The sequence below is a fragment of the Microbacterium sp. ZXT2-5 genome (assembly GCF_055329545.1).
Genome location: NZ_JBUZWD010000002.1, coordinates 671,156 through 696,283 on the forward strand (window position 1 = coordinate 671,156; position 25,128 = coordinate 696,283).

General features: G+C 72.5%; 28 protein-coding genes. 7 read left to right on the forward strand and 21 right to left on the reverse strand.

The window, feature by feature from the left end:
- The first annotated feature begins 6 nt into the window (after window positions 1-6).
- Window positions 7-267 carry a hypothetical protein gene (locus ACZBH1_RS16690; protein WP_452324305.1) on the forward strand — a complete coding sequence of 87 codons (261 nt, stop codon included), beginning with the start codon at window positions 7-9 and terminating at the stop codon, window positions 265-267.
- A gap of 66 nt (window positions 268-333) precedes the next feature.
- Here the strand turns inward: ACZBH1_RS16690 and uvrB are convergent, their stop codons facing one another.
- Both uvrB and ACZBH1_RS16700 read right to left on the reverse strand, forming a co-directional pair.
- On the reverse strand, window positions 334-2,415 hold the full coding sequence (uvrB, locus tag ACZBH1_RS16695; protein ID WP_336397846.1) for an excinuclease ABC subunit UvrB: 2,082 nt from the start codon (window positions 2,413-2,415) through the stop codon (window positions 334-336).
- Between the two features lie 89 nt (window positions 2,416-2,504).
- Window positions 2,505-3,176, reverse strand: a complete 672-nt coding sequence (locus ACZBH1_RS16700) for a hypothetical protein (protein ID WP_452324304.1) — start codon at window positions 3,174-3,176, stop codon at window positions 2,505-2,507.
- A gap of 102 nt (window positions 3,177-3,278) precedes the next feature.
- Here ACZBH1_RS16700 and ACZBH1_RS16705 point away from each other — a divergent pair, with 102 nt between their 5' ends.
- Window positions 3,279-3,914, forward strand: a complete 636-nt coding sequence (locus ACZBH1_RS16705) for a DUF4126 domain-containing protein (protein ID WP_463646971.1) — start codon at window positions 3,279-3,281, stop codon at window positions 3,912-3,914.
- Here ACZBH1_RS16705 and coaE read toward each other — a convergent pair.
- Window positions 3,911-4,534, reverse strand: coding sequence for a dephospho-CoA kinase (gene coaE / locus ACZBH1_RS16710; protein ID WP_463646972.1), 624 nt, complete (start codon window positions 4,532-4,534; stop codon window positions 3,911-3,913). The two genes, ACZBH1_RS16705 and coaE, sit on opposite strands and share 4 nt — an antisense overlap.
- A gap of 525 nt (window positions 4,535-5,059) precedes the next feature.
- Here coaE and ACZBH1_RS16715 point away from each other — a divergent pair.
- Complete coding sequence (locus ACZBH1_RS16715) at window positions 5,060-5,803, forward strand: response regulator transcription factor (protein ID WP_463646973.1); 744 nt, start codon at window positions 5,060-5,062, stop codon at window positions 5,801-5,803.
- Between the two features lie 21 nt (window positions 5,804-5,824).
- On the opposite strand, the gene ACZBH1_RS16720 is transcribed toward ACZBH1_RS16715, so the two are convergent.
- From ACZBH1_RS16720 to ACZBH1_RS16755, 8 genes are all read right to left on the reverse strand, one after another.
- Window positions 5,825-6,991 carry a hypothetical protein gene (locus ACZBH1_RS16720; RefSeq protein WP_463646974.1) on the reverse strand — a complete coding sequence of 389 codons (1,167 nt, stop codon included), beginning with the start codon at window positions 6,989-6,991 and terminating at the stop codon, window positions 5,825-5,827.
- Window positions 6,988-8,658 (reverse strand): sensor histidine kinase, encoded by a 1,671-nt coding sequence (locus ACZBH1_RS16725; RefSeq protein WP_463646975.1) that lies wholly within the window; start codon window positions 8,656-8,658, stop codon window positions 6,988-6,990. The genes ACZBH1_RS16720 and ACZBH1_RS16725 overlap by 4 nt, the downstream gene beginning before the upstream one ends.
- Before the next feature lie 92 nt (window positions 8,659-8,750).
- Window positions 8,751-9,464, reverse strand: coding sequence for a hypothetical protein (locus ACZBH1_RS16730; RefSeq protein WP_463646976.1), 714 nt, complete (start codon window positions 9,462-9,464; stop codon window positions 8,751-8,753).
- Between the two features lie 104 nt (window positions 9,465-9,568).
- Entirely contained in the window at window positions 9,569-10,138 is a 570-nt protein-coding gene (locus ACZBH1_RS16735; protein ID WP_463646977.1) for a GIY-YIG nuclease family protein, read from the reverse strand.
- Between the two features lie 137 nt (window positions 10,139-10,275).
- On the reverse strand, window positions 10,276-11,724 hold the full coding sequence (rpsA, locus tag ACZBH1_RS16740) for a 30S ribosomal protein S1 (RefSeq protein ID WP_336397837.1): 1,449 nt from the start codon (window positions 11,722-11,724) through the stop codon (window positions 10,276-10,278).
- Between the two features lie 269 nt (window positions 11,725-11,993).
- The gene (locus ACZBH1_RS16745; protein ID WP_463646978.1) at window positions 11,994-12,764 is read right to left on the reverse strand and encodes a PH domain-containing protein; all 771 of its coding nucleotides are present in this window, start codon (window positions 12,762-12,764) and stop codon (window positions 11,994-11,996) included.
- A 2-nt stretch (window positions 12,765-12,766) separates the two neighbouring features.
- A complete protein-coding gene (locus ACZBH1_RS16750) occupies window positions 12,767-12,934 on the reverse strand; it encodes a hypothetical protein (RefSeq protein WP_336397835.1) in 168 nt (55 codons plus the stop codon).
- 118 nt (window positions 12,935-13,052) lie between these two features.
- Window positions 13,053-14,102: a zinc-dependent alcohol dehydrogenase family protein gene (locus ACZBH1_RS16755; RefSeq protein ID WP_463646979.1), complete on the reverse strand. Its 1,050-nt coding sequence runs from the start codon at window positions 14,100-14,102 to the stop codon at window positions 13,053-13,055.
- 107 nt (window positions 14,103-14,209) lie between these two features.
- Between ACZBH1_RS16755 and ACZBH1_RS16760 the strand changes: the two genes are divergently transcribed.
- Entirely contained in the window at window positions 14,210-14,503 is a 294-nt protein-coding gene (locus ACZBH1_RS16760; RefSeq protein ID WP_463646980.1) for a DUF503 domain-containing protein, read from the forward strand.
- Window positions 14,504-14,505: 2 nt separating this feature from the next.
- On the opposite strand, the gene ACZBH1_RS16765 is transcribed toward ACZBH1_RS16760, so the two are convergent.
- Both ACZBH1_RS16765 and ACZBH1_RS16770 read right to left on the reverse strand, forming a co-directional pair.
- Window positions 14,506-15,150 (reverse strand): SDR family oxidoreductase, encoded by a 645-nt coding sequence (locus ACZBH1_RS16765; RefSeq protein WP_336397832.1) that lies wholly within the window; start codon window positions 15,148-15,150, stop codon window positions 14,506-14,508.
- A 114-nt stretch (window positions 15,151-15,264) separates the two neighbouring features.
- On the reverse strand, window positions 15,265-15,669 hold the full coding sequence (locus ACZBH1_RS16770; RefSeq protein WP_463646981.1) for a VOC family protein: 405 nt from the start codon (window positions 15,667-15,669) through the stop codon (window positions 15,265-15,267).
- 68 nt (window positions 15,670-15,737) lie between these two features.
- On the opposite strand from ACZBH1_RS16770, the gene ACZBH1_RS16775 reads away from it, so the two are divergent.
- Window positions 15,738-16,319 (forward strand): TetR/AcrR family transcriptional regulator, encoded by a 582-nt coding sequence (locus ACZBH1_RS16775; protein WP_336397830.1) that lies wholly within the window; start codon window positions 15,738-15,740, stop codon window positions 16,317-16,319.
- A gap of 3 nt (window positions 16,320-16,322) precedes the next feature.
- Here ACZBH1_RS16775 and ACZBH1_RS16780 read toward each other — a convergent pair whose 3' ends face one another.
- From ACZBH1_RS16780 to ACZBH1_RS16795, 4 genes are read right to left on the reverse strand one after another with little or no spacing between them, the layout of a single operon-like run.
- Window positions 16,323-17,411 (reverse strand): NAD(P)-binding domain-containing protein, encoded by a 1,089-nt coding sequence (locus ACZBH1_RS16780; RefSeq protein WP_378880551.1) that lies wholly within the window; start codon window positions 17,409-17,411, stop codon window positions 16,323-16,325.
- Window positions 17,412-17,461: 50 nt separating this feature from the next.
- Complete coding sequence (locus tag ACZBH1_RS16785; protein WP_378880548.1) at window positions 17,462-18,238, reverse strand: isocitrate lyase/PEP mutase family protein; 777 nt, start codon at window positions 18,236-18,238, stop codon at window positions 17,462-17,464.
- 40 nt (window positions 18,239-18,278) lie between these two features.
- Complete coding sequence (locus tag ACZBH1_RS16790) at window positions 18,279-18,716, reverse strand: YchJ family protein (protein WP_378881283.1); 438 nt, start codon at window positions 18,714-18,716, stop codon at window positions 18,279-18,281.
- A 1-nt stretch (window position 18,717) separates the two neighbouring features.
- Entirely contained in the window at window positions 18,718-19,083 is a 366-nt protein-coding gene (locus ACZBH1_RS16795) for a TraR/DksA family transcriptional regulator (RefSeq protein WP_378880546.1), read from the reverse strand.
- 364 nt (window positions 19,084-19,447) lie between these two features.
- Here ACZBH1_RS16795 and ACZBH1_RS16800 point away from each other — a divergent pair, with 364 nt between their 5' ends.
- A complete protein-coding gene (locus ACZBH1_RS16800; RefSeq protein WP_463646982.1) occupies window positions 19,448-19,963 on the forward strand; it encodes a hypothetical protein in 516 nt (171 codons plus the stop codon).
- A 263-nt stretch (window positions 19,964-20,226) separates the two neighbouring features.
- A complete protein-coding gene (locus ACZBH1_RS16805) occupies window positions 20,227-20,724 on the forward strand; it encodes a hypothetical protein (RefSeq protein ID WP_463646983.1) in 498 nt (165 codons plus the stop codon).
- On the opposite strand, the gene ACZBH1_RS16810 is transcribed toward ACZBH1_RS16805, so the two are convergent.
- Genes ACZBH1_RS16810 through ACZBH1_RS16825 form a run of 4 tightly spaced genes read right to left on the reverse strand, consistent with a single transcriptional unit; the run spans window position 20,643 to window position 25,037 of the window.
- On the reverse strand, window positions 20,643-22,004 hold the full coding sequence (locus tag ACZBH1_RS16810; RefSeq protein ID WP_463646984.1) for a DUF6716 putative glycosyltransferase: 1,362 nt from the start codon (window positions 22,002-22,004) through the stop codon (window positions 20,643-20,645). The genes ACZBH1_RS16805 and ACZBH1_RS16810 overlap by 82 nt on opposite strands.
- Entirely contained in the window at window positions 22,001-22,873 is an 873-nt protein-coding gene (locus tag ACZBH1_RS16815) for an N-acetylneuraminate synthase family protein (protein WP_336397823.1), read from the reverse strand. The genes ACZBH1_RS16810 and ACZBH1_RS16815 overlap by 4 nt, the downstream gene beginning before the upstream one ends.
- Window positions 22,870-24,129, reverse strand: a complete 1,260-nt coding sequence (locus ACZBH1_RS16820; protein ID WP_463646985.1) for a cytidylyltransferase domain-containing protein — start codon at window positions 24,127-24,129, stop codon at window positions 22,870-22,872. The genes ACZBH1_RS16815 and ACZBH1_RS16820 overlap by 4 nt, the downstream gene beginning before the upstream one ends.
- A complete protein-coding gene (locus ACZBH1_RS16825) occupies window positions 24,126-25,037 on the reverse strand; it encodes a hypothetical protein (RefSeq protein WP_463646986.1) in 912 nt (303 codons plus the stop codon). The genes ACZBH1_RS16820 and ACZBH1_RS16825 overlap by 4 nt, the downstream gene beginning before the upstream one ends.
- Window positions 25,038-25,128: the final 91 nt, after the last annotated feature.

Genomic DNA, 25,128 nt, shown 5'->3' on the forward strand with positions numbered 1-25,128 from the left:
ACACTAATGAGTATGCCGACACCGGATGCCGCAGCCCCTGACCGCCGACCGCTCCGCGAGCGCGTCCGCGAGGCCGGCGGCTGGTACGCCTTCCTCAACGCGAACCTGATCCGCCTCGCGGGACCCGCCGCGGTGGGACCGTACGAGACGGCTCCGCCGCCGAGTCCCGCGGAGCGTGCGGAGCGGGCGTGCCCCCTGTGCGGTGCGCCGATCACGCAGCACACCTTCGACCGGTCCGGCCCGAAGCCGCTCATGCACTGCCCGTAGCATCCGCACAGCCCCGCGGCAGCCGTCGCGGCATCGACGTCGTCGCGTCGACCGCTTGCGCGGGCGCTAGGCGTGGCCGGCCCGCTCCATCGCGCGCAGCTCCTTCTTGAGGTCCTGCACCTCGTCGCGCAGCCGGGCTGCGAGCTCGAACTTCAGCTCCCCCGCCGCCGCGAGCATCTGCTGGCTGAGGTCGGCGATCGTCGCCTCGAGCTGCTCCGCACCCTCGGCGGCGATCCCCTCCCGGCGCAGCTGCGGGGTCGGGCTCTTGCCGACGCCCGACTTCGTCTTGGCGGCAGCCTTGCCCCGGAGCATCCGATCGGTGTCGGAAGCCTCCCGTGCGAGGACCTCGGTGATGTCGGCGATGCGCTTGCGCAGCGGCTGCGGATCGATGCCGTGGGCCGTGTTGTACGCGACCTGCTTCTCGCGGCGACGGTCGGTCTCTTCGATCGCGTTGCGCATCGAGTCGGTGACGGTGTCGGCGTACATGTGCACCTGGCCCGACACGTTCCGGGCCGCACGGCCGATCGTCTGGATGAGGGACGTGCCGCTGCGGAGGAAGCCCTCTTTGTCGGCGTCGAGGATCGACACCAGCGACACCTCGGGCAGGTCCAGGCCCTCGCGGAGGAGGTTGATGCCGACCAGCACGTCGTACACGCCGGCCCGCAGCTCGCTGAGCAGTTCGACACGGCGCAGCGTGTCGACGTCGGAGTGGAGGTAGCGCACGCGCACGCCGTGCTCGCCGAGGAAGTCGGTGAGCTCCTCGGCCATCTTCTTGGTGAGCGTCGTCACCAGCACGCGCTCGTCGCGCTCGACGCGCAGGCGGATCTCTTCGAGCAGATCGTCGATCTGGCCCTTGGACGGCTTGACGATGATCTCGGGGTCGACCAGGCCCGTCGGCCGGATGATCTGCTCCACCACGCCGTCGGCGATCCCCATCTCGTAGCGCCCCGGTGTGGCCGACAGGTAGACCGTCTGCCCCACGCGCTCCTTGAACTCGTCCCACCGCAGCGGCCGGTTGTCCATCGCGCTCGGCAGCCGGAAGCCGTGCTCGACGAGCGTGCGCTTGCGGGAGGCATCCCCCTCGTACATCGCACCGATCTGCGGCACGGTCACGTGCGACTCGTCGATCACCATGAGGAAGTCGTCGGGGAAGAAGTCCAGCAGCGTATGGGGCGGCTCCCCCGCCATGCGACCGTCGAGGTGGCGGGAGTAGTTCTCGATGCCCGAGCAGAAGCCGAGCTGCTGGAGCATCTCGAGGTCGAACGTCGTGCGCATCCGCAGGCGCTGCGCCTCGAGGAGCTTGTTCTGCGACTCGAGCTCTTTCAGACGCTGCTCGAGCTCGTGCTCGATGGTGCCGATCGCGCGCTGCACCGTCTCGGTGCCGGCCGCGTAGTGCGTCGCGGGGAAGATCGGCACGGAGTCCAGGCGCTGCACGACGTCGCCGGTGAGCGGGTGGAGCATGAAGAGGGCCTCGATCTCGTCGCCGAACATCTCGACGCGGATGGCGTACTCCTCGTAGACCGGGATGATCTCGATCGTGTCGCCGCGGACGCGGAAGTTGCCGCGCGAGAAGTCGACGTCGTTGCGGTTGTACTGCATCGCGATGAACTTGCGGATCAGCGCGTCGCGGTCGTACCGCTCGCCGACCTGGAGCGCCACCATCGCGCGCAGGTACTCCTCGGGGGAGCCGAGGCCGTAGATGCACGAGACGGTGCTGACCACGACGACGTCGCGGCGGCTCAGCAGCGAGTTGGTGGTGGAGTGCCGCAGGCGCTCGACCTCGGCGTTGATCGAGGAGTCCTTCTCGATGAAGGTGTCGGTCTGGGGGACGTACGCCTCGGGCTGGTAGTAGTCGTAGTAGCTGACGAAGTACTCGACGGCGTTGTGGGGCATGAGCTCGCGGAACTCGTTCGCGAGCTGCGCCGCCAGCGTCTTGTTGTGGGCGAGCACGAGCGTCGGGCGCTGGACCGCCTCGACGAGCCACGCCGTGGTGGCGGACTTGCCGGTACCCGTCGCCCCGAGCAGCACGACGTCCGTCTCGCCGGCATTGATGCGCGCCGCCAGCTCGGCGATCGCCTGTGGCTGATCGCCCGACGGGGCGAATTCGCTCACGACCTCGAACGGTCGCACGGATCGTGTGGTCTGCACTCGATCCAGCGTAGGCGTCACCACCGACACCGGGGCGGCGTTCGCCGCGAGCGGATGCCTCGCCCGGGGAGGGCCCACGGTCTCACCGGCTATCCGCCGAAGCCGCCCCCGCCGTCGAAGCCTCCGCTGAAGCCGCCGGCGTCGAAGCCTGCGAACCCGCCGCCGTCCGCTCCCCCGGATCCGCCGCCGTCGAAGCCTCCGCCGAAGCCGCCGTCGAGCCCCGCCGAAGCCGGGTCGAAGGTCTCGCCCACCCAGCCGGGCTCGGACCCGATCTGGAGCGATCCCGCGCCGACCGTGTAGTACGCGGCCACCGAGCTCGACAGCAGGAACTGATTCGCGACGAAGGCCATCACGCCCACGTTCATCAGCATCGCCCGCGCGTCGACCCCGTCCCGAGGATCACCGTCCTCGACGCCGACCGCCGTGCGCGCCGTCTCGGGCGCAGCGCGGGTCGCGGCATCCGTCTCGGCGGCCTGCGCGCGGCGCGCCCGGTGCTCCTCGGCCCTGCGGACGAGCCGTGCGATGACGGTCGGGTCCTCGGCGGCGGCGTCCCGCTCGGAATCGGACAGGAAGGGCCGGAGCTGCTCGAACATCTCACGGCGTCGCTCGGGCGGCACGTCCTTGAACGCCGACGCGTGCGCACTCTCGATCACCGACGCGGGCAGCGTGTTGAGCAGATAGACGTAGCGCGAGATGCGCTCCTCCTCCGTCACCGACCGGTACGGGTCGCGACGCCGTCTGAGTCTCGAGAACACGCCCATGTGACACCCCCAGGATCCGTTCCCAGGGTACGCCGCGCAGCCGCGCCGCGGTACGCGCGCGTGCGCGGGTCGGTCCGGGCGGCGGGAATCTAGAGTGGACGCGTGCTGGAGTTCATCGTCGGATCGGGGCTGGCCACCGCGGCGGGCCTGAACGCGTGGATGCCGCTGTTCGTGCTGGGGATCGCCGATCGCTTCGTTCCGGCCGTCGAGCTGCCCGCCGGCTGGGCGTGGCTGTCGTCGGATGCCGCACTGTGGATCGTCGGCGTGCTCCTCGTCGTGGAGATCGTCGCCGACAAGATCCCCGCCGTCGACTCCGTCAACGACGTGATCCAGACCGCGGTGCGGCCGGTGGCGGGAGGCATCGCGTTCGGCGCGGGCTCGAGCGCCGAGACGGTCCGGGTGGACGACCCGGACCTGTTCGCGGGGACGGCCTGGATCCCGATCGTCGTCGGCGTCGTCATCGCACTGGCCGTCCACGTCGCGAAGACGGCCATCCGTCCGGCGGCCAACCTGGCCACGGCGGGCATGGCTGCGCCCGCCGTCAGCACCGCCGAGGACGCGACAGCGCTCGGCCTGTCGGTGTTCGCCATCCTGCTGCCCCTCGTCGCGCTCGTCATCATGATCGCGCTCGTCGTCGCGGTCGCGCTCGCCCTGCGGGCACGGCGCCGGCGGCGGCTCGGTACGACGACGGATGCCGCTCCCCCGCCCCCTCCGGACACAGAGAGCTCCCGAGGCTAACCCCGGCCCGTGCGTCCGCCGACGTGCTCCGGCAGGCGGTTCCACAGCTCGTCGGTCTGGCGCAGCGTCTCGTCGAGGGTCCCCGCGGTGTCGATCACCACGTCGGCGATGCGAAGGCGCGCCTCGTCGGGAGCCTGCGACGCGATCCGCGCGGCGGCCTCCACCTCGCTGAGCCCGCGCAGCTCGACGAGCCGCGCGGCCCGGATGTCTGCGGGAGCGTGCGCCACGACGACGAGCTCCCACGGGTCCTCCGCGCGGGCCTCCACCAGGAGCGGCACGTCGTAGACGACGATCGCGGCAGGGTCGGCCGCGAAGGCCTCGGCGAAACGGCGCGCCGACTCCGCCCGGACGGCGGGATGCACGATGGCGTTGAGCCGGCGGATCGCCGCCTCATCGCCGAAGACACGGCTGCCCAGCGCCGCACGGTCGAGGGATCCGTCGGGTCGCAGCATCTCGTCGCCGAAGGCGTCGGCGATCGCGTCGAGCACCGGCGAGCCGGGTGCCTGCACTTCGCGCACGAGCTGGTCGGCGTCGATCACGACGGCGCCGTGCTCGGCCAGGCGGCGGGCGATCGTGGACTTTCCCGAGGCGATGCCTCCGGTGAGGGCGACGAGCGGCATGAGTCGAGGATGCCACGTCCGCCACCGTCCGCGACGCCGGCAAGCCTGCGGACTTCTTGAGGCTGCGCTGAGCGGGAGTTGAGGGGCCGGGAGTAGCGTCGGGGGCACCCGAAGGACAGATCCGCAGGTGCGGAGCTGGGGAGGGCGGAGGATGAGCGCCGGACGCGACCACGTTGCGCACGACGCCGATCCGCCCCTCCGCACACGCCGCGCCGCCCGTCAGCTCGATGGCAGGCGCGGTGGGATCGTCCGGGAGTGCGGGCCGGCCGCTCGCGTGGGGACGAAGGCGGCCGGGCCCCGCACGTCGAGGACGCGCGTGGGGCGGGGAATGGGGGCATCTCCCGCCCTCCGCGCGCCCTGTCTTCCAGCCGGGACGAGCCGCCGAGCTCTCGCCGCTGCCGGCTTCCTTCCTCGCCGCGTCCGCTGATGGACGATCGGCCCCGCGGATTCCAGACCGTGTTCTGGGATATCATTTCGGACGTCCAGGACCGGTCGTCCGCGACACCGTTCGGGGAAGGTGCAACGGTGGAGGAATCCCGCATCGCCGTCGTCATCGAAGACGAGGCAGACATCCGGTCGCTGCTGTCCACCGTCCTCGGACAGGCCGGGTTCGAGGTTCACGGCGCGGCCAACGGTGCCGACGGGGTCCAGCTCGTGCGCGAGCGCCGACCGCTGGTGACGACCCTCGATGTCAACATGCCCGGCATGGACGGCTTCGAGACGGCCAAGCGCATCCGCGCCATCAGCTCGACCTACATCGTCATGCTGAGCGCGCGCACGGAGGAGATCGACGCCCTGCAGGGCCTCGAAGCGGGGGCCGACGACTACGTCGCGAAGCCGTTCCGGCCCCGCGAGCTGCGCGCGCGGATCGACGCCATGCTGCGCAGGCCCCGCCACGTCGCGCCGGCCGAGTCAGCGGATGCCGCGCCGCCCGCCGACGACGACGGTTCGTGGCTCGAGCACCGCGGCCTCCGGCTCAACGCCGAGACGCACATCGTCACCGTCGACGGCCACGACATCGACCTCACGCGCAGCGAGTTCGACATCCTCGCCGACCTGCTGGTCGCCGGCCGGCGCGTGCGCGCGAAGGCGGACCTCGCGATCATGCTGCGCGGCGACCAGTACGTGGCGAATGACTTCGTCAGCGACAGCGACGCCCGCGCCATCGAGGTGCACATGGCCAATCTGCGGCGCAAGCTCGGCGAGTCGCCGTCTCAGCCGCGGTGGATCGAGACGGTGCGGGGCGTCGGCTACCGGCTCACCGCCTGACCACCCCGCCGTCCACGCCGGTCACTCGCCCTCGTCGACCAGCACCGAGGTCTCGACGTTCGCAGCCGCCCGGCTGGCGGCGTCGCGCGCCGCGCCGACGAGGCGGGCGGGCTCGTAGCCGGCGGAGTCGCTCAGGGCGACCCCGACGCCGACAACGGGGATCACGCCTTCGCCGACCTTGGCGAGGTCGTCGAACAGCGCGCGGTAGATCGCGCCGGCCTGGCGGCGCGCCTCCGGCCCGGAGGCGACCGCGAGGGCCACGACGAACCCGGTGGGGCCGTCCTCGGCGACGACCGCGTTGGTGGGCGCGTGCCGCCGGACCCCTGCACGCCACGTCTCCGAGACCGCGCCGGCCACATCGCTTCCGAAGGCCGTGGAGATCTCGTCGAGGTCGTCCAGTCGCACGGACGTCACGGCCACGAGCTCTCCGCGCCGCGACGCCCGGTCGCACAGCACCTCGAGGAGGGCGGGGAAGGAGGACCCGTCGACGATGCCCGATTCGGCGTCGTCGGACGGAGCGCGCATGAGGTAGCCCCGCATCGGCGCGCGGCTCGCCCGCAGCACCGAGGTCACGACGACCGCGACGATGGTGAGGGTGACGGTGAGGAAGCTCGTGCTGATGGTGCCGAACGCGGTCCGGAACAGCGCGCTGTCGGGTCCCGACGTCACGAATGCCGTCGTGCGCGACACGTAGTACAGCGATTGGAAGCCGAGGACCGCGCCCAGCACCCACGCGGTGCGCGACTCCCGCATGTCGCCACGGAAGCACTCCACCGCGCCGGCCGCGGCGAAGGCCAGCAGCGGCACGAACATCCACAGCGCGCCCGCCCAGTCCCCGCCCTGCGCGCCCTCCACCGCGACCGCCGCAGCGGCCCCGATCACCCCGGCCGCGACCACGAGCGACGCCCACTGCATCCGGCGGCCGTTGAAGCGGCGGCATCCGAGCCACATGCACCCCGTGCCGGCGACGAAGGAGGCGTTCCCGACGGCGATGGCCCACCAGGCGCCCTCCGACAGCACCCAGACGGTGTAGGCGAGCGTCGTGAGCATGCCGGCGAGGAATGCGAGCGACCAGATCCGGCCGGCGCCCTCGTCGCGGCGGAGGATCGTCTCGATGATGAACAGCACGCCGCTGACATTGACCACGAGCGCGGTGATGAGGTGGACGCTGGCGAGGTCGAGCGTCATGATCCGTCTCCTTCCGGGGCGACCGCGGGCAGCTTGACGATGAACGTCGAGCCCACGCCGGGAGCGGTGTGCAGGGCGAGCTCGCCCCCGTGGGCCCGCACGATGTCGCGGGTGATCGCCAGGCCCAGCCCGGTCCCGGCGCGGCGCTCCCCTCCCGCCTTGTAGTACCGCTGGAACAGGCGCGAGCGATCGGCGTCCGAGATGCCGACGCCGGTGTCGCGCACCAGGATCCAGCTCGACGTCCCGTCGCTGGTGGTCCCGACGAACACGGTGCCGCCGTCCTTGTTGTACGCGATGGCGTTGGAGACCAGGTTGTCGACGACCTGCCGGAGCCGCAGCGGGTCCGCCCACGCCGCCGCCGGCTCCAGCCCCGTCTGGTCGATCGTGATGGCGCGTGCCGCGGCACGAGGCGCCGCATCGGCTGCGGCGGCGCCCACGAGCTCGCGCGCGTCGAGCAGCTGGGGCACGAGCGAGGCCGCCACCGAGGACGGGGACGAGCTCGACGCCGCCAGGATGTCGGCGACGATCCGCAGCAGTCGCTCGGCGTTGCGCTCGGCGATGTCGAGCCCGGCACGCACGGTCTCGGGGGTGTCGGGGTCCTCGATCGCCAGATCGAGGTAGCCGAGGATCGACGTGAGGGGGGTGCGCAGCTCGTGCGAGACCGAGGCGACCAGGTCGTCCCGGGCACGGAGAGCGGTCAGCTCGGCGGTCACGTCGCGCGACACGACCACGGCGCCCGCGTCGCCCCCGTCCGGGTCGGTGATGCGCCGCGCCGTGATGTTCAGCGCGCGACGCGGGCCGGGCTCCTCACCGAACCACACCACCTGATCGTCGAACGCCTCGCCGCGCCGCGCCCGTTCGAGCGGAAGCTCGTCGTGCGGCATCCGGGAGGTGCCGTCGTCCCGGAAGGCGGGCACCTCGGACGCCTCGTCCGGTTCGAGGCCCAGCTGCAGTCTGCCGTGCGCCTCGTTGGTGATCGTGACCCGCCCGTCGGGGCGCAGCCGCACGACTCCGAAGTCGACGGCGTCGAGCACCTCGGTGACGACCTGCTCCTGTCGGCGGGTACGGGCCAGGACGCTCCGCAGCAGCTCGGACTGCTTGGCCAGCAGCATCCGCTGCGCGTCCGAGCGCCGCGCGTTGAGGTGGCTCGTCGCCGCCAGCGCGGTCAGCACGAGCGGGAGCAGGAAGGTGAGGTACGTGACCTCCGTCGCGCTGAGCGCGGCCAGCACGCTGGCGATGCCCGCGATCGCCACGATCACCCCCGACAGCCCCATCAGCCCGAAACCGCCGGCGAGCCAGGTCGTGGGGAAGATCCACAGGAGGCCGATGACGGTGTCGGGTGCTGCGACCTGCATCAGTGTGATCGCGAGGATGTCGACGGCCGGCACCAGCGCGACCCAGCCGTAGCTGATGCGGCCCCACGGGATGACGACGGTCGCCGCCGCGACGACGACCACGATCACCACGCCGAGGAAGAACAGCTGCGGGTCGCCCGCGAACGGCCCGATCGCCACGAACACGCCGAGGACGAAGACGACGGCCGCCAGCAGCAGCTGATTGAGCGTCGCCGTGCGACCGCGCGTGCGGTCGGCCGCGTCGGGTGCCGTCACTCCCGGGCGCGGGCGGCCGGTGAGCACGCCCGGTTCGCGCGGTCTCGCGGCGGTCATACCGCGACGCTAACGGATGCCCGCCCGCACGTGTGCGGGGCGCGCGCGGCATTCCCGTCCCGCGACAGCGGGCGGGAACGCCCCGCGAGGAGTCAGAACCCGAAGTCGCCGCCGAAGTCGCCGCCCATGTCTCCGAATCCGCCCATGTCGCCGGCCGCGTCGCCGCCCCACCCGGAGCCGGGGTCGCCCCAGCCGGCGTCGCCCGCCCCGGCGTCGCCCGCCCCGGCGTCGCCCGCGGCATCCGCTCCGGTGTCTCCCCCGCCGTCGCCGGAGCCGTCCTCGGCGGCCGAGCCGTCCTGGTAGCCCTGGTCGTACGCCATGCCGGGCGCCAGGAACGAGCTCACGAGCGCGGAGCCGATGACGTAGCCGACGACGGTGCCGAGGATCGACGAGCCGAGCATCGACCCGAACGAGGGGCCGCCGCCCTGTCGCTGCGGCCCGAGGGTGCGCTCCATGAAGCCGGGGTTCTGGTACTCGGCCCGCGTCGCCGCCCGCGCCATCGCCTGCGGGTCGGTCGACCGAGGCTGCTCGTACGGCGGCAGGCCCGCGGAGAGCTCGGCGAGCACCTGCTGCCGCTGCGGCTCGGTGAGCTTCGCGAAGGCCTCCGCGTGCACCTGTTCGATCGTCTCGGGCGGCGCCGTCCGCAGCAGGTAGCGGTAGCGCTCGACCGCGATCTCGTCCTGGCTGCGCGGCGGCTGCATGCCCGGCCGGGACGGCGGAGTCTGCCCGCCGTAGGAGTTCTGCGGCACCGGCGGGGCCTGGCGCGCGTCGTCCGAGCCTCCGAAGAGTCGATCGAGGAATCCCATGGTCTGCTCCGTCCTGCGGGGTGGTGCGGTGTCTCACACGCTAGAGGCGGTTCCTCTGAGCGGGCTGGAGGGTCGACCGCCGCCGTCCGCCCAGCGTAGGGTTCCTACCCGCGCGCGGCGAGCGCCTCGCTCAGCCACCGAGCGTGCTGATCCCACGGGTCGTCGACCCCGGCGGCGACCACGGCGATGTGGGCGGTGAGGGCTTCGGAGCGTCGGAACCACTCCGTGCGCGGGTGGCGGTCGGCCGCGAACTGCGCGTGCCGACGCTGCTCGAGCGCGCGCCCGCCGCGTTCGAAGGCGAGGAGCTCGTCGTGCCAGATCGCCGACAGGCGCTGCCTCGGGTTCGAGCTCGTTCCGATCTTGATGCGGTCGGCGTAGCCGAGGTAGTAGACGACGTCCACGCGCGGGGGCGCCAGCTCGCCGTCGGGTATCTCGCCGTGGCGCCACTCGCACACCGCGCACAGCCATCCTGATGCGTAGTGCACTCCCAGGCGCGACCCGCAGAGCAGGCAGGGCGACGGCAGCGCGTCGGTGAGACCGTACTCCACCCCGGCCCACTCCCCCGCCATCGCCAGGTGGGCCTCGCACAGCGGCACCGGAGCGCCGGCGGGCACCGGGCCGCGGCATCCGTCGTCGTCCACGGCGCAGCGGACGGGAGCGGGGTTCACGGGCACACCGCGACACTACCCAGGACCACCGACGCCGCTGCCGAGGCGACGGCGGATGCCCGGCAGGCAGGCGAAAGGGCCGCCACCGGCAGGTGACGGCCCTTCGACCAGAGGTTCAGCGAACCGCGGGGCTCAGCCCGGGATCAGCGACCCGAGAGCTTCTCGCGCAGAGCGGCGAGCGCCTCGTCGTCGGCCAGCGTGCCCACCGGGCTGCTGTCGGACGAGAAGGTCGACGAGCCGGTCTCGGCCGGGGCGGCAGCCTCGGCCTCGAGAGCCTTCGTGACGGCGGCCTTGTGGGCCTCCCAGCGAGCGTGGGCGGCGGCGTACTCCTGCTCCCACTTCTCGCGCTGCTCGTCGAAGCCGTCGAGCCACGCGTTGGTCTCGGGGTCGAAGCCCTCGGGGTACTTGTACTCCCCGTTCTCGTCGTACTCCGTGACCATGCCGTAGAGGGCCGGGTCGAACTCGGTGCCGTTGGGGTCGACCGACTCGTTCGCCTGCTTGAGCGAGAGCGAGATGCGGCGACGCTCGAGGTCGATGTCGATGATCTTGACGAAGACCTCTTCACCGACCGACACGACCTGCTCGGCGAGCTCGACGTGCTTGCCCGACAGCTCCGAGATGTGCACGAGGCCCTCGATGCCGTCCGCGACGCGCACGAACGCGCCGAACGGAACGAGCTTGGTGACCTTGCCCGGCGCGACCTGGCCGATGGCGTGGGTGCGGGCGAAGACCTGCCACGGGTCCTCCTGCGTCGCCTTGAGCGACAGCGAGACGCGCTCGCGGTCCAGGTCGACCTCGAGGATCTCGACGGTGACCTCCTGGCCCACCTCGACGACCTCGGACGCGTGCTCGATGTGCTTCCACGACAGCTCCGAGACGTGGACGAGACCGTCGACGCCACCGAGGTCGACGAACGCACCGAAGTTGACGATCGACGAGACCGTGCCCTTGCGGACCTGGCCCTTGTGGAGGTTGTTGAGGAACGTCGTGCGCGACTCGGACTGCGTCTGCTCGAGCAGTGCGCGACGCGAGAGCACCACGTTGTTGCGGTTCTTGTCGAGCTCGAGGATCTTCGCCTCGATCTCCTGGCCGAGGTACGGCGTGAGGTCGCGGACGCGGCGGAGCTCGATGAGCGAGGCGGGGAGGAAGCCGCGCAGGCCGATGTCGACGATCAGACCGCCCTTGACGACCTCGATCACGGAGCCGGTGACCACACCGTCGTTCTCCTTGATCTTCTCGACGTCGCCCCACGCGCGCTCGTACTGCGCACGCTTCTTGGAGAGGATGAGGCGGCCTTCCTTGTCCTCCTTCTGGAGAACGAGGGCTTCGACCTCGTCGCCGACCTTGACGACCTCGTTGGGGTCGACGTCGTGCTTGATGGAGAGCTCGCGCGAGGGGATGACACCCTCGGTCTTGTAGCCGACGTCGAGGAGGACCTCGTCGCGGTCGATCTTCACCACGGTGCCCTCGATCAGGTCGCCGTCGTTGAAGAACTTCAGAGTCTTCTCGACCGCGGCCAGGAAGTCCTCAGCAGAGCCGATGTCGTTGATCGCGACCTGCTTGGTGGCCGTGGCGGTCGTTGCGCTAGTCATGTAGTGGGTTGTCCTTGTTGGGTTGGGAGTCGGGCCGCGGCTTTCAGCGGCAGCCGGCCACGCGAGCGCGAACGGATGCCTCGAGCCGAGGCGAAGCGGATTGTGTAAAGCGATGCCACCCGGCCCTTGCGGAGTCCGGTCACCGGCGCGAACCGGTACTCAGGCGTGGCGAAACAGCCACACGAGTGACGATCCAGGGTATCAGAACGACGGGGTCCCCCGCGATGTTCCCGCGAAGCGCGGCTCGGGCGCCGCCGGCGACCCGCGGCTCACCGCGGCAGGTCGATCGGCGCGGTGCTGGTGCGGTCGGGATCGAAGGCCTCGGCGGCAGGGGCGGGCTCTCCGCGCAGCTGCGCCAGCCGCTGGTCCTCGCGCCGCTGCGCCTCGGCGAGCCAGTCCCACCCCGAGGCCGCGGCGGCGTGCCGGACCTCGGGCACCGGCGCCGTGGCATGGTTCTCGTGCACAGTCTCGGCGGTGGTGAGCGAGGCGGCGGGCGCCGGCTGCGGAGCGGGCATCATCGGCGCGCCGGCGAAGTCGGGCCGCCCGGCGGCACCGCGCAGGCCCGCCTGCTGGATCACCCGCTGGATCGTCAGACCGCGTCCGTCGGGATCGCCCACGTAGCGGATGTCGCGAAGGCCCTGCTCCTGGGCGGCCGATTCGAAGACGAAGTGCCCATAGCCGAAGATGCGGCCGATGGCGGGCTTGTGCACCGAGATGTCGAGGATGCGCGTGAGCGGCATCGTCGCGATGCGCTGCGACACGATGCCGTGCACGCGGAACACCCGCATGTTGGTGATCACGAACCGGTCGGTGTGCTGTTCGAAGAGGCGCCAGACGGCGTGCACCATCACCGCCCCGCCGAGCACCGCGGGCACCCACCACGCCTGCGCGGGGACCGAGAACGTCAGGAGCAGCACGACGATGCCGGCGAGCAGCTCGAGCGCGGCCGAGGCGCTGGCGGCCCAGTGCTTGCGCACCTCGTCGACGATCCGCTCCCCCTGATCCGTGATCAGGTGCTTGTCGATCCGCGGATCGAACACGGTCAGCCCTGGGCGAGGGCCACGAAGAAGTCGACCACGGCGGCACCCGCACCCCACACCGCACCGATGGCGCCCTGCACGGCGTTCGCCGCGTCCTGCGGCCTGGTGATGAGGTAGAAGACCGCGAACGCGATGACGAGCAGCAGCACGATGCGCTTGACGAGCTTCACGGTTCGGGTGTCCCTTCGACTTCTGCTGTTCTACCGCACGCGCGGCCGGTCGCGCGCAGGCGCGCGGGCGCGTCGCGGATCGCCGGCGCACCGGATCGGCCGCTGCGCGCGTCCCTGCTCACGGCCGCAGGAGCACCTTGACGGCGCGTCGTTCGTCCATCGCGGCATACGCCTCGGCGGCCTCCGACAGCGGGAGCACGAGGTCGAACACGCGCCCGGGCCGGATCGCGCCCGAGCGGACGTCGGGCAGCAGCTCCTCGATGTAGCCGCGGACCGGCGCGACGCCGCCGTTGACCCCGACGTTGCGACCGAACATCTCACGCACCGGCAGCTCGGGGCCGCCGTTGGGCACGCCCACGTATCCGACCATCCCGCCGGGCCGGGTGGAGCGCAGCGCCTGATCCATCGACTCCTTGGTGCCGACGCACTCGAGCACGCGGTCTGCGCCGACGCCGTCGGTGTGCTCGCGGACGGCCTCGACGCCCGCATCGCCGCGCTCCTGCACGATGTGGGTGGCGCCGAGCTCGCGGGCGAGCGCCTGTCGCTGCGGGTGGCGCGACATCGCGATGATGGTCCCGGCGCCCAGCCGCTTGGCCGCGATGATCGCGCACAGTCCCACCGCGCCGTCGCCGACGACCGCGACGCTGTCGCCGGGCCGGACTCCGGCAGAGACGGCGGCGTGGTGGCCGGTGCCCATGACGTCGCTGAGCGTGAGCAGACCGGGGATCTCGTCGTCGGCCACCGGTCCCGGGACGACGGCGAGGGTGCCGTCCGCGAGCGGCACGCGGACGCGCTCGCCCTGTCCGCCGTCGGCGAAGCCGCCGAAGCGATCGTCGCTCCCCCACCAGCCGCCGGTGAGGCAAGAGGTGCTGACGCCGTTGCGGCAGTTCGCGCAGGTGCCGTCGCACACGTAGAACGGCGCGATCACGAAGTCGCCGGGACGCACGATCCTCACGTCGGGGCCGACCTCCTCGACCACGCCGACGAACTCGTGGCCGATCCGGTGCGGCTCGGTCGTCGGGGTCACGCCGCGGTACGGCCAGAGGTCAGAGCCGCACACACAGGCGGCGACGACGCGGACGATCGCATCGCCGCCGGTGGACAGCACCGGATCGGGGACGGACTCGACGCGGATGTCTCTGGCTGCGTGGATGACGGTGGCGAGCATGCTTCCGAGCCTAAGGGCCCCGGTCGGGCGGCGGGCTGCGCTGCCGCTCGACGCGAGACGTCCCGACGATAGGGTGTCCCGGGCCCGGCCCCTGTCAGCATGTACCCATGTGGATCGGATGGATCGAGTTCGACCTGCTCCTGGGCGACGTGCGATCGCTGAAGGAGAAGCGCAGCGTGCTGCGGCCGCTGATCGCCGAGCTCAGCCGCCGCACCGAGGCGGCCGCGGCCGAGGTCGGCGAGCACGACCTGCACCGACGCGCCCGGATCGGCGTGGCGGTCGTGGCATCCGGGGCGTCGCACGTGCGCGACGTCCTCGACCACGCCGAGCGGCTGGTGGCCGAGCGGCCCGAGGTGACCCTGCTCTCGGCCCACCGCGGGCTGCATTCGAGCGAGGACTGAGCTCAGCCGGCCACCGCGTGGCCGATGGCCTCGTCCCCGGCTCCGAAGCGGATGGTGCGGCCGATGGTCGAGTCGTCCGCGATCGCCGCCGCGATCACCGCCGCGACGTCGGCACGCGGCACCTCGCCGGAGCCCTCGGGGTCGATCGCGATGCGTCCGGTGGGCGGGTCGAGCGTCAGCGTCCCCGGGGCCAGGATGGTCCAGTCGAGGCCGCTCTGCGCGAGGTGCGCGTCGGCGGCCCATTTCGCGTCGGCGTACGGGAAGAACGAGCTGTCGCGGGCGACGCCGTGGTCCTGCCGGGAGCCGATCCACGACACCATCACGTACCGCAGCGCGCCCGCGGCCGCGGCGGCGTCCATCGAGCGGATCGCCGCATCCCGGTCGACGGCGTACGTGCGCGCCGGGTCTCCTCCGCCGGCGCCGGCGGACCACACGACGACGTCGTTCCCCGCGACGAGGTTGGTCAGCTGGTCGAGGTCGAAGGTCTCGATGTCGGCGACGAGCGCCTGCGCGCCGGTCGCCGCGACCTCGGCGGCATGGTCGGGGTTGCGGATCACCGCGGTCACGGTGTGTCCTCGCGACACCAGCAGCGGCTCGAGCAGCAGCGCGACCCTGCCGTGGCCACCGAGGATCAGGATGCGGGCCATGGGACTCCCTCCGTCGGACCACCCACGCTACGCCAGCGGGCCATCGGCCGGGTCACCGCCTCCGGTCCGCGGGCGCACGCAGGCCGCCCCTCCCGGCACCGTCGCGGTCGCTGCTCACGCGAACGCCGCGGCGAACTCCTCCGAGGGCTCGATCGGCTCGATGACGTCTACGAGCACGCCGCCGGGTGCGGCGAGGATGAAGTGCCGCTGTCCGAACGGCTCGTCGCGCAGCGCCAGCGCGCATTCCGCTCCGCCACCGGTGACCAGGCGCTCGTACGCCGCCCGCGCGTCGTCGACCTCCACGTTCAGCAGCACGCCCCGCACCGGCGCGCCGAAGCCTGCCGGGATCGAGTCGTGGTCGCTCGCGAGGAACGCCAGCTCTGCTCCGTCCCGCACGAGGCTGACGTACCAGTCGGCCGCGAACGTCCGCGTGAAGCCGAAGCGCTCCTCGAAGAAGCGCGCGGCGGCCGCGGCATCCGTCGTCATGACCACCGGGTAGAAGCTCGTCATCGTCTCCATCGGCCGGCTCCTTTACATACGATGAGTTCGTAACCAACGATACATACACCACGCACGTAAAGGAACCCATGCCCCGAGCAAGTGCTGCCGACGCCGCCGAGACTTCACGCCGCGTGCTCGAGGCGGCGCAGGAGCGCTTCGCCGCGGATGGCTTCGCCGCGGCATCCGTCGACGACATCGCCCGCCGCGCGCGCGTCACCCGCGGGGCCGTCTACCACCACTACGGGAGCAAGCCCGGGCTGTTCCGCGCCGTCGCCGAGCGGCTGCAGGGCGAGATCGCCGCGCGGGTCGTCGCGGCGGCGGAGAGCGAGACGGATGCCGCGGACCAGCTGCGCGCCGGAAGCCATGCCTTCCTCGACGCGATCACCGACGATCGCGCGGTGCGCGTGCTCCTCGTCGACGCACCCGCCGTCCTGGGGTGGGCGCAGTGGCGGGAGCTCGACGCGCAAGCCGCGGGGCGTGAGCTGCGCGAGGCGATCGCGGCGCTCGGCACCGTTCCGCCGGGTCTCGTCGACGCCGTGACCCGCCAGCTGAGCGGCGCCATGAACGAGGCGGCGCTGTGGCTGGCTGACGGGCCGGGCGACGCCCGGGCCCGGGCGTCCGCGCATGACGCCCTCGACCTGCTTCTGGACGCCGTCGCGCCCCGCTGAGGATCAGGCGGCGAGCGCTTCGCGCTCGGCGACGATCGCCCGCACCGCGTCGCGCCCGGCGCGATTGGCGCCGACCGTCGACTGCGACGGTCCGTAGCCGATGAGGAACAGCCGTGGCTCGTCGATCGACCGGCCGTTCTCGACACGGACGCCTCCCTCGGGGGTGCGCAGCCGCAGCGGGGCGAGGTGGTCGAGCGCAGGCCGGAAGCCCGTGGCCCACAGGATCGCGTCGGCCGGCTCGAAGGACCCGTCCGGCATGCGCACGCCGTGCTCCTCGATCCCGGTGAACATCGGATGGCGCACGAGCACGCCACGCGCCTCGGCGGCGCGCGCCCACGGCGTCCAGCGCATGCCCGTCACCGAGATGACGCTGCCCGGCGGCAGACCGCGACGGACCCGATCCTCGACCCCGGCGATGGCGGCGACGCGGGCGGGGACGTCGAAGTCCTCGTCGACCCAGTGGGGTTCCCGCCGGGTGACCCAGAACGTGTCGGCCACGTGCGAGATCTCGTCGAGCAGCTGCACGGCCGAGATCCCGGCACCGACGATCACGACACGCTTGCCGCGGAACTCCTCCGCCGAGACGTAGTCCGCGACGTGGAGCTGCCGGCCGCGGAACCGCTCCTGCCCGCGATAGTGCGGCCAGAAGGGACGTCGCCACGTGCCGGTGGCGTTGACGACGTGCCTTGCGGCCCAGGAGCCGCTGTCGCTCTCGACCACGAGGCGGCCGTCCGAGTCGGCGCGTCGCACCGCCCTCACCCTCACCGGGCGGAGCACGTCGAGCGCGAAGCGCTCCTCGTACGCGGCGAAGTACGCCGGCAGGACGTCGCGGCTGGCTGCCGCCGGGTCGGCGGGCGGAACCGGGAAGCCCGGCAGCTCGTGGATGCCGTTGACCGTCGCCATCCGCAGCGACGCCCACCGGTGCTGCCACGCGCCGCCCGGCCGCACGTCGGCGTCGAGGACGACGAACGACGGATCGGAGGCCGCCGCTCGCGCGAGCGGCACGAAGCCGCGCCGCTGCAGGTGGTAGGCGGCGGACAGGCCCGCCTGCCCGGCGCCGATCACGACGACGTCGACGGGTGCGGGCTCCATACCCCCGACAACCTTCCCCGGCCCGAGGGGATTCCCGGGCCGGGCCGGTGTCAGTTGAGGGCGCGCGTCGACGACGGGATGACGCCACCCCGGTAGAGATCGGCCGCGGTGTCCTGCAGCGCCGTCAGCGCCACGCGCTGCGTCGTCGGGCCGTACGAGATGCGAGCGACCCCGAGCTGCTCGTACTCCGTCGACGAGAGGGCGCCGGGCAGGCCGATGACGCTGATCTTGCGCTCCCCGATGCCGTCCACGAGCTGCCGGGTGACGTCGGCGTTCAGCACTCCCGGTACGAACACGAGGTCGGCGCCGGCGTCGAGGTAGGCGCGCCCGCGCTCGATCGCGTCCGCGATCGACTCCTCCACCGGCCGGTCCCCCGCACGCACGAAGGCGTCGGTGCGGGCGTTGAGCACGAACGGCACGCCCTCGGCCTCACCGGCGGCGACGATGGCCTTCACGGCCGCGACGGCTTCGTCGAGGGGTCGCAGCCGGTCCTCGACGTTGCCGCCCACCACGCCCACGCCGATCGCCCGGCGGACGGTCTCGCCCGCGTCGTCGTAGCCGGCGTCGAGGTCGGCGCTCACCGGCAGGTCGCCGGCGGCTTCGACGATGCGGCCGAGCATGTCGAGGGAGACGTCGAGGGGGATGGTGCCGTCACGGTAGCCGAACGACGCGGCGATCGAGTGCCCGGCGGTCGCGATGGCCCGCGTCTCGGGGAGCGCGGCGATGGTCCGGGTCGACACGGCATCCCAGACGTTCACCAGGCGCAGGATCTCGGGGGCGGCGTGCATCCGGGCGAGGGTCAGTGCTTTCTCGGCGTGAGTGGTCATGGGTTTCACGCTATCGGCGCCCGAGCATGCCGCGGCCCGGTCAGCCCGGATCGATGCGTCCGTCCAGGTACCACCACCGCCCGCTCTGCGTGACGAACCGGCTGCGCTCGTGCAGCACGCCACGCTCGGCGCCGGACCGCCAGCCGGCGCGGAACTCGACGATCCCGCGCTTGTCGCCCTCCGCCCCGGCGTCCACCTCGATGATCTCCAGGCCCGTCCAGCGCTGCGCGGGGTCGAGGGTCAGCTCCTCGGGCCGGGTGCCCGGATGCCACGTGTCGGACAGGTGACGCTCGTCTCCGACGACGAAAGCGGTGTAGCGCGAGCGCATGAGGCGCTCGGCTGTCGGGGCCGGAGTCCCGCGCAGCAGCGGGGCGCAGCATCCGCCGAAAGCGTCTCCGCTGCCGCACGGGCAGGGGTCGGTGTCTGCGACGCGCGGGAAGCCGGTTCCCGGCCCGCCGCGGGCGGCGCCGGACGGCATGTCACGCACCCGCCTTCTCGGCGCACGAGACGCAGCGGGTCGCGAAGGGGCGCGCCCGGAGGCGTGCGATCGGGATGCCTCGCCCGCAGTCCACGCAGACCCCGTAGGTGCCCGCCTCCCAGCGCCGGACAGCCTCGTCGATCTCCCCGATCTCCCTGCGCGCGGCCTCGGCCAGACCGACGGCGCGCGCCCACTCGCCCGACAGCGTGACACCCTCGGGGTCGTGCTCGTCGTCGGCGACATCGGCACCGCGGTCGGCGCGGAGCTCGGCGAGCGTGTCGTCCAGGGTGGCCAGGCGGGCCGTCGCCGCGTCGTGCAGCTCGTCGAGGAGCGCGCGCAGCTCGCGCCGGCCCGCGGCGGTGGTCATCGCACGAGGATACGCCCGGATGCCGCGACCGCCGCGGCGGCGTGCCGTGGACGGTCCCGGCGCGGCCGCGTGGCGGCGCCCCGGCAGTGCCCGCGCGCGCGTCCGGTGTTTGCACGGCGGAGGCATGGCCGGCTCCCAGGCGGGAGTGCCACCATGGTTGCGTTCACGAGGCGGAGCTGTCCGGTTTCGTCTCGTGCACCGAACGGCGATGCGTCTCGCCCGGACCGTGCGTCCCCCTAGCGCCGGCTTCCCGCGGACCCGCCCGAAGCCGGCGATCCGAGCCCCCGTCGTGATCGCCGGCTTCTCTGTCTTCGGGTGTGGATAACTCGCGAGCGGCTCCGGGCCTGCCGGTTACCGTGGGGGCGTGAGGAATCGCGCGCTCGCAGTCATCGGCACTGCGGTGCTGCTCGCCCTGTCCGGGTGCACGACCCCCGAGCCGGCCACCCCTACCCCCACGGCGGCCTTCTCCAGCGAGGAAGAAGCCTTCGCCGCCGCCGAGGAGACCTACCGGGCGTACGTGGATGCGCTGAACGCAAGTCACGACGATCCAAACGCTGCCCCAGCACCGACCGACTTTCTTATCGGCGAAGCCCTCGAATCCGAGTTGGAGACGCAAGAGACGCTCGCTCAACGCTCACTCAAGATCGAAGGCCCGGCGACGGTGATGCGCTTCTCTGGAACCAGCACGTCACATGAAATGGAGCGGATTAATGCCGTCGTTTGTCTCGACGTCACTATGTCGCGCGTTATCGACGCCGAGAGCAACGACGTCACCCCGACTGACCGCCCCGACATCCTCGCTCTAGACGTCGAGTTTGCGGACCTGGGGGGCGACTTGGCGATCACCCGCAGCGTAGTGGCAAGTACTCAGACATGCTGAGGGTAGTGGCACTGTTGGCGGCAACGATGCTCTTGCCTAACACGGCGGCATTCTCGGCTAATCAGTGCACAGCTGCACAACTGCAGGCGGGCCTCTGCTCTTATGCCACGGACGAACAGGTGGTGGTGTCAGGCAATGCCAGCAGGCCGGGCACGGATGGGACAGGCAGCAACCCACAGGAGGATCGGGACGGAGCGGGTTTCACGCCATCCCCCGCGCCTCCCGAGGACTGCGGGCCGCTGAACCGCTGCATCGAGTACAGCGTGGTCGGGATCCCCGACGTGACGCTCGCCGATCTCGCGTCGTTCCGCCCCTCGCCGCCGACGCTCGGCGGCGAGCCGGCCGGCTTCGGGGTCGTGGGCATGCCGACGAACCTGCTGGCGACGGCATCCGAGGAGCGCATCCCGGGGACCGTGCTGGGCTGGGACGTGACGGTGCGGTTCCTGCCGACCGCGTACGTGTTCGACCACGGCGACGGCACCGTCGGACGCTCCACGACCGGGGGCGCGTCGTGGACGTCGCTCGGACAGGGGCAGTTCACGCCGACCGCGACGAGCCACGTGTACCGGGAGCGCGGCACCTACGACGTGTCGGTGACCGTCGAGTACGCGGCATCCGTCGACTTCGGCAGCGGCGCGTGGCACGCCGTGCCGGGTGTCGTCCGCGCGGCCGGGCCGGGCTACGGCGTCCGCATCGTCGAGGCGCGCACGGCGCTCGTCGACCGGACGTGCGCCGAGGACTCCTCCGCGGCGGGCTGCTGAGCGCCGAACCCGATCGCAGCGCGCAGCCGGCCGGCGAGGCGCGCGAGCGCCCGCAGCGGCACGCCGATGACGAGGGCGACCGCACCCGCCGGAGAGGTGTCGCTGCGTCCGAGGGCGACCTTGCGCTCCCACGCGTCTCGGAGGGCGCCGCCGCGCCGTGCGAAGGCGGCGCGCCCCGGCAGCATCCCGGACCGGCGCGCCGTGACCAGCTCCTCGACCCGGTCGGCCCAGTCGTCCTCGGCCGGATCGTGGAAGTAGTTGTCGTCGAGCCACTCCGGGTCGGGATGGCGGAACCGCCGCGCGACGACGTCGTGCTCGGAGGCCAGCAGATCCGCGTCGGCGAGCGTCTCGTTGATCAGCTGCGGCGACACTCCGTAGGTGTCCAGCGCGATGACGGGGACGCCGCGGGCGACCGCCTCGATCGCGGCGGTCGAGCTGACCGTCACGAGCCCCTCGGCCGTCGAGAGCGCCTCCCCCATCGGGCCCGTCGAGGTGACGAGGTTGGGCGGCAGCGGCCCCAGCGAGGCGAGCAGCTCGGGGTATCCGTCCTGCTCGAGGTGGGTCTGGTGCTCCCCGCTCGCGGCCCGCAGCTTCACGACCACCCGCCGCGACGGATCGGCGACGGCCGCCCGCACCATGAGCCGCGCGATCCCGAGTCGGTCGGAGCGGCCGGCGGGCACTTTGGCCTGCGGGGCGAAGACGAGGTCGGTGCCGCCCGTCGCCCCGCGCTCGTCGCGCGCGCCTGTCCCCGCCACCGCCGCGCCGCGTGCGAACGGCAGCGTCGCGAGGGCGTAGCGGTGCGCGTAGCCGGTGCGTGCCGACAGGGCGGCGAACTCCCGCAGCTCGCGTCGGGAGTGCATCACGAACAGGTCGCACTGCAGGCGGTACACGACGGCCTTGCGCGTGGCGGGGATCGCGATCCCGGGCAGCCCCGTGACCACGACAGGACGCGGCGCCAGGGCGGCGACATCCCGGGCGAGCACACGGACGAGCGGCCCGCGCGCACCGAGGACGACGACGTCGGCGCGCAGCTCCGACAGCCGCGCGGCGAGCCCGTCGTACGTCACGCGCTCGACCCGGTCACGATCCAGGCCGCTGCCCCGGAGCGCCGCGCGCAGCTGCGGTGCGCTGACCACGAGCGGCGTCTCGAGCACCAGGAGCGAGGCATCCCACCGGTCCGCGACGCCGCCGAGCAGCGCCGCGGCCCACTTCACGTACGAGTCGGTGTCGGCGATCGCGACGATCCGCAGCCGCGCGCCGTCGCCGGTCGTCGCCGTCACGCCGGCACGCGGCGCAGCTTCGCCATCGGCGCGAGCTCGCCGGGGTACACCCGCTTGACGCCGTCGCCGAGCGCGGCCTCGATGACGCGGATGTCGCGCACGAGGTGCGCGAGGCCCGTCGGCTCGAGGGACGCCGCGTGGTCCGAGCCCCACATGGTGCGGTCGAGGGTGATGTGCCGCTCGACGGCCACCGCGCCGAGGGCGACCGCGGCGAGCGAGATCTGCAGGCCGCGCTCGTGCCCCGAATACCCGACGGGGACGCCCGGATACCGGTCGCGCAGCGTCGGGATCATGCGCAGGTTCGCCTCGGCAGGCTCCATCGGGTAGGTCGAGGTGGCGTGCATCAGCAGCAGGCGGTCGGTTCCCACGATGTCGATCGCCGCGTCGATCTGCTCGATCGTCGACATGCCGGTGGAGAGGATCACGGGCTTGCCGGTGTCGCGCAGCGCCTCCAGCAGCTCGCGGTCGGTCACCGATGCCGACGCCACCTTGTGGGCGACGACGCCGAGGTCCTCGAGGAACGCGATGCTCGGCACGTCCCACGGCGAGGCGAACCACTCGAGGCCGCGCAGCAGCGCGTGATCGGAGATCTCGATGTACTGATCCCGGTCGAACTCCACGCGCCGGCGGTACTCGAGGTACGACATCGTGCCCCACGGGGTCTCGCGGGCGACGTCGCGCATGTGCTCGGGCGTCGCGATCTCGGGGGTGCGCTTCTGGAACTTCACCGCGTCTGCGCCGGCGTCGGCGGCGACGTCGATGAGCCGCTTGGCGAGCTCGACGTCGCCGTTGTGGTTCAGTCCGATCTCGGCGATGACGTAGGCGGGGCGTCCGCCCCCGACGACGCGGGATCCGATGGTGACGGTCATGAGGCCTCCAGTGGTGCGGTGGGGTGATCGGATGCCGCATCGGCGGCGTGTTCGTGGACCTGTCGGGGTGCTCCTGCGGGCGTCGCGGGGCTGCGTCCGGCGAGCACGCGCTCGGCGAGGTCCCGGACGGCGCCGGAGCCCCCGGGCCGGTCGAGGACGACGCGCGCGGCGGAGAGCACGAGCGGGTGCGCGTCGGGGACGGCGACCGGCCACCCGACGAGCTCGAGGCAGGAGAGGTCGTTGACGTCGTTGCCGAGATAGGCGATGCGGGAGAGCGGGATGCCGCGCCCCGCCGCCCAGTCGCGCAGGACGGCCGCCTTGTCGGCCGCTCCATGCCGCACCTCGACGCCGAGCTTGCGGCCGCGCGCGGCGACGACCGGGTTCGCCTCGGTGGAGAGGATGAGGAAGGGGATGCCGGCCGCACGCAGCAGCGACACGCCCATGCCGTCGGACCTGCTGACGGCGACCGACTCGATGCCGTCCTGATCGACCCGCACCCGGTCATCGGTGTGCACGCCGTCGAAGTCGGTGACGACGGCGTCGGCGGCGATCGCCGCACCGTGGCCGTCGGGCGCCCGGTCGATCAGGCCGGCGACCGCGCGGGCCGTCTCGAGCTCCTGGAGGGTGTCGATCTCGATCGCCGTGCGCGGGTCAACCTCGACGATGCCGATGCTGCCGAAGAAGCGGTGGCGCGCGGCGCGGAGACCGGAGGCCCGCAGGACGTAGAAGCCGCCCGTCTCGAGGTGGTGCGGATCGCGGTCCTGGCGGCGCGGGCGCACGTCGGCGGCGTGGTTGATCGCCTCGGCCGCGCCCCCGCCGCCCTTCCGCCACAGGAACCCGTAGGTCTCGACCGCGGAGAAGACGCTGTCGCGCCGGCGGGAGCGCACCAGCTGCACCGCGGTGGTCAGCGCATCGACGTCGAGGAACGGCGACGTCGCCTGCAGGAAGGCCACGATCCCCGCATCCACCCCCCGCGCCTCGAGCACATCGAGCGCGTGCAGCAGCGCGCTCTCGGAGCCGGCCCCGTCGCCCGAGAGGTCGGCGGGGCGCTCGACGATCTCGGCGCCCCACTCGGCGGCGACGGCGGCGATGTCGGCGTCGTCGGTGGTCACCACAACGCGGTCGATGGCGGGGCATCGGCGAGCGGCGTCGACGGCGCGCGCCACCAGCGGCACCCCGCCCACGCGCTGCAGGTTCTTGCGCAGGATGCCCTTCGACCCGCCCCGCGCGGGGATGATCGCGACGGCCTCGCTCATGCGGCCGCCCTTCGCGCGGAGGGCCGCGCGGCGCCCGTGCGCACGACGGCGCCCGTGCCCGCCAGCACCAGCGGAAGCGTCGTAGCGGTGCTCGACGGCAGCGTGTGGACGTCCAGCGCCTCGCGGGCGCCCGCGAGCACCAGCTCGACCGGCAGCCCTGTCGTATGGATCCGCACTCCGGGCAGCGTCGCGACGGCGTCGAGCTGCTCCTGCGTCTCGCGGCGATGCGGCAGATAGACCGCGGCGCCGGCCGTGGCATCCCGCACCCAGCGCAGGTAGTCCACCAGCATCATGCGGCCGTCGACCGGCAGCGCACTGCCGAGCACGATGCGCGGCCCGAGCTCGGGCGCGGCGGGCGCCGTCGCGCGCGTCCAGGAGAAATCGTGTCGACGGATGCCGAAGCCGCGGTCGGCCAGCGCGTCGAAGCGGTCCGCGCCCAGGTCGAAGGCGGTGAACACGCTCACCCGCCGCGCCGCGGCGCGACGGTGCACCAGCTCCGCGGCCAGCGGGGCGACCATCGTCGTGAGACCGCGCTCGTCGACGTGCGGCCGCGCGTACGGGCGCCGGCCCAAGAGCGTGTCGGCGAACGCGACGGCGAGTCCGCCGTCGTCGAGGAACGTGATCCGACGCGGCCGCAGGACGGCGGCGGCCAGACGGAACTGCCCCGAGAAGCCGTCGCCCACGAGCCAGTGGTCATGGCGGGCGAGCAGGCTCCACGGGATGCCGAGGTAGGGCGCGAGCTCGCCGAACGCGGCCCCACGGGCGAGCAGCTCGTCGGCGGTCGCCGAGATCTGCGCCGTGAGGCGCCCGGCGACCGGGACCGCCGTGCGATGCGCGGCGGCCCACTCGGCGGCGCCGATGAGCTGGAGCGGCGACTCCACCCACGCCAGCACGTCCTCGCGGCCCATGGCGTCTCCTCTCACCGCTGTCTCCCCACGGTGGGCGCGAGACGTGAACGCGACGGGTGCCGGCAGGCGACCGACGGACGTCCGGCGGGTG

Coding starts and splice junctions, on each gene's coding strand:
- ACZBH1_RS16690 (WP_452324305.1), top strand. CDS start 7: ATGAGTATGCCGACACCGGATGCCGCAGCCCCTGACCGCCGACCGCTC.
- ACZBH1_RS16825 (WP_463646986.1), bottom strand. CDS start 25,037: ATGGGCCGCGAGGACGTGCTGGCGTGGGTGGAGTCGCCGCTCCAGCTC.
- ACZBH1_RS16725 (WP_463646975.1), bottom strand. CDS start 8,658: ATGACCGCCGCGAGACCGCGCGAACCGGGCGTGCTCACCGGCCGCCCG.
- ACZBH1_RS16700 (WP_452324304.1), bottom strand. CDS start 3,176: ATGGGCGTGTTCTCGAGACTCAGACGGCGTCGCGACCCGTACCGGTCG.
- ACZBH1_RS16780 (WP_378880551.1), bottom strand. CDS start 17,411: ATGGAGCCCGCACCCGTCGACGTCGTCGTGATCGGCGCCGGGCAGGCG.
- ACZBH1_RS16795 (WP_378880546.1), bottom strand. CDS start 19,083: ATGACCACCGCCGCGGGCCGGCGCGAGCTGCGCGCGCTCCTCGACGAG.
- ACZBH1_RS16790 (WP_378881283.1), bottom strand. CDS start 18,716: ATGCCGTCCGGCGCCGCCCGCGGCGGGCCGGGAACCGGCTTCCCGCGC.
- ACZBH1_RS16720 (WP_463646974.1), bottom strand. CDS start 6,991: ATGACGCTCGACCTCGCCAGCGTCCACCTCATCACCGCGCTCGTGGTC.
- ACZBH1_RS16760 (WP_463646980.1), top strand. CDS start 14,210: ATGTGGATCGGATGGATCGAGTTCGACCTGCTCCTGGGCGACGTGCGA.
- ACZBH1_RS16820 (WP_463646985.1), bottom strand. CDS start 24,129: ATGAGCGAGGCCGTCGCGATCATCCCCGCGCGGGGCGGGTCGAAGGGC.
- ACZBH1_RS16785 (WP_378880548.1), bottom strand. CDS start 18,238: ATGACCACTCACGCCGAGAAAGCACTGACCCTCGCCCGGATGCACGCC.
- coaE (WP_463646972.1), bottom strand. CDS start 4,534: ATGCCGCTCGTCGCCCTCACCGGAGGCATCGCCTCGGGAAAGTCCACG.
- ACZBH1_RS16755 (WP_463646979.1), bottom strand. CDS start 14,102: ATGCTCGCCACCGTCATCCACGCAGCCAGAGACATCCGCGTCGAGTCC.
- ACZBH1_RS16730 (WP_463646976.1), bottom strand. CDS start 9,464: ATGGGATTCCTCGATCGACTCTTCGGAGGCTCGGACGACGCGCGCCAG.
- ACZBH1_RS16765 (WP_336397832.1), bottom strand. CDS start 15,150: ATGGCCCGCATCCTGATCCTCGGTGGCCACGGCAGGGTCGCGCTGCTG.
- ACZBH1_RS16775 (WP_336397830.1), top strand. CDS start 15,738: ATGCCCCGAGCAAGTGCTGCCGACGCCGCCGAGACTTCACGCCGCGTG.
- rpsA (WP_336397837.1), bottom strand. CDS start 11,724: ATGACTAGCGCAACGACCGCCACGGCCACCAAGCAGGTCGCGATCAAC.
- ACZBH1_RS16815 (WP_336397823.1), bottom strand. CDS start 22,873: ATGACCGTCACCATCGGATCCCGCGTCGTCGGGGGCGGACGCCCCGCC.
- ACZBH1_RS16770 (WP_463646981.1), bottom strand. CDS start 15,669: ATGGAGACGATGACGAGCTTCTACCCGGTGGTCATGACGACGGATGCC.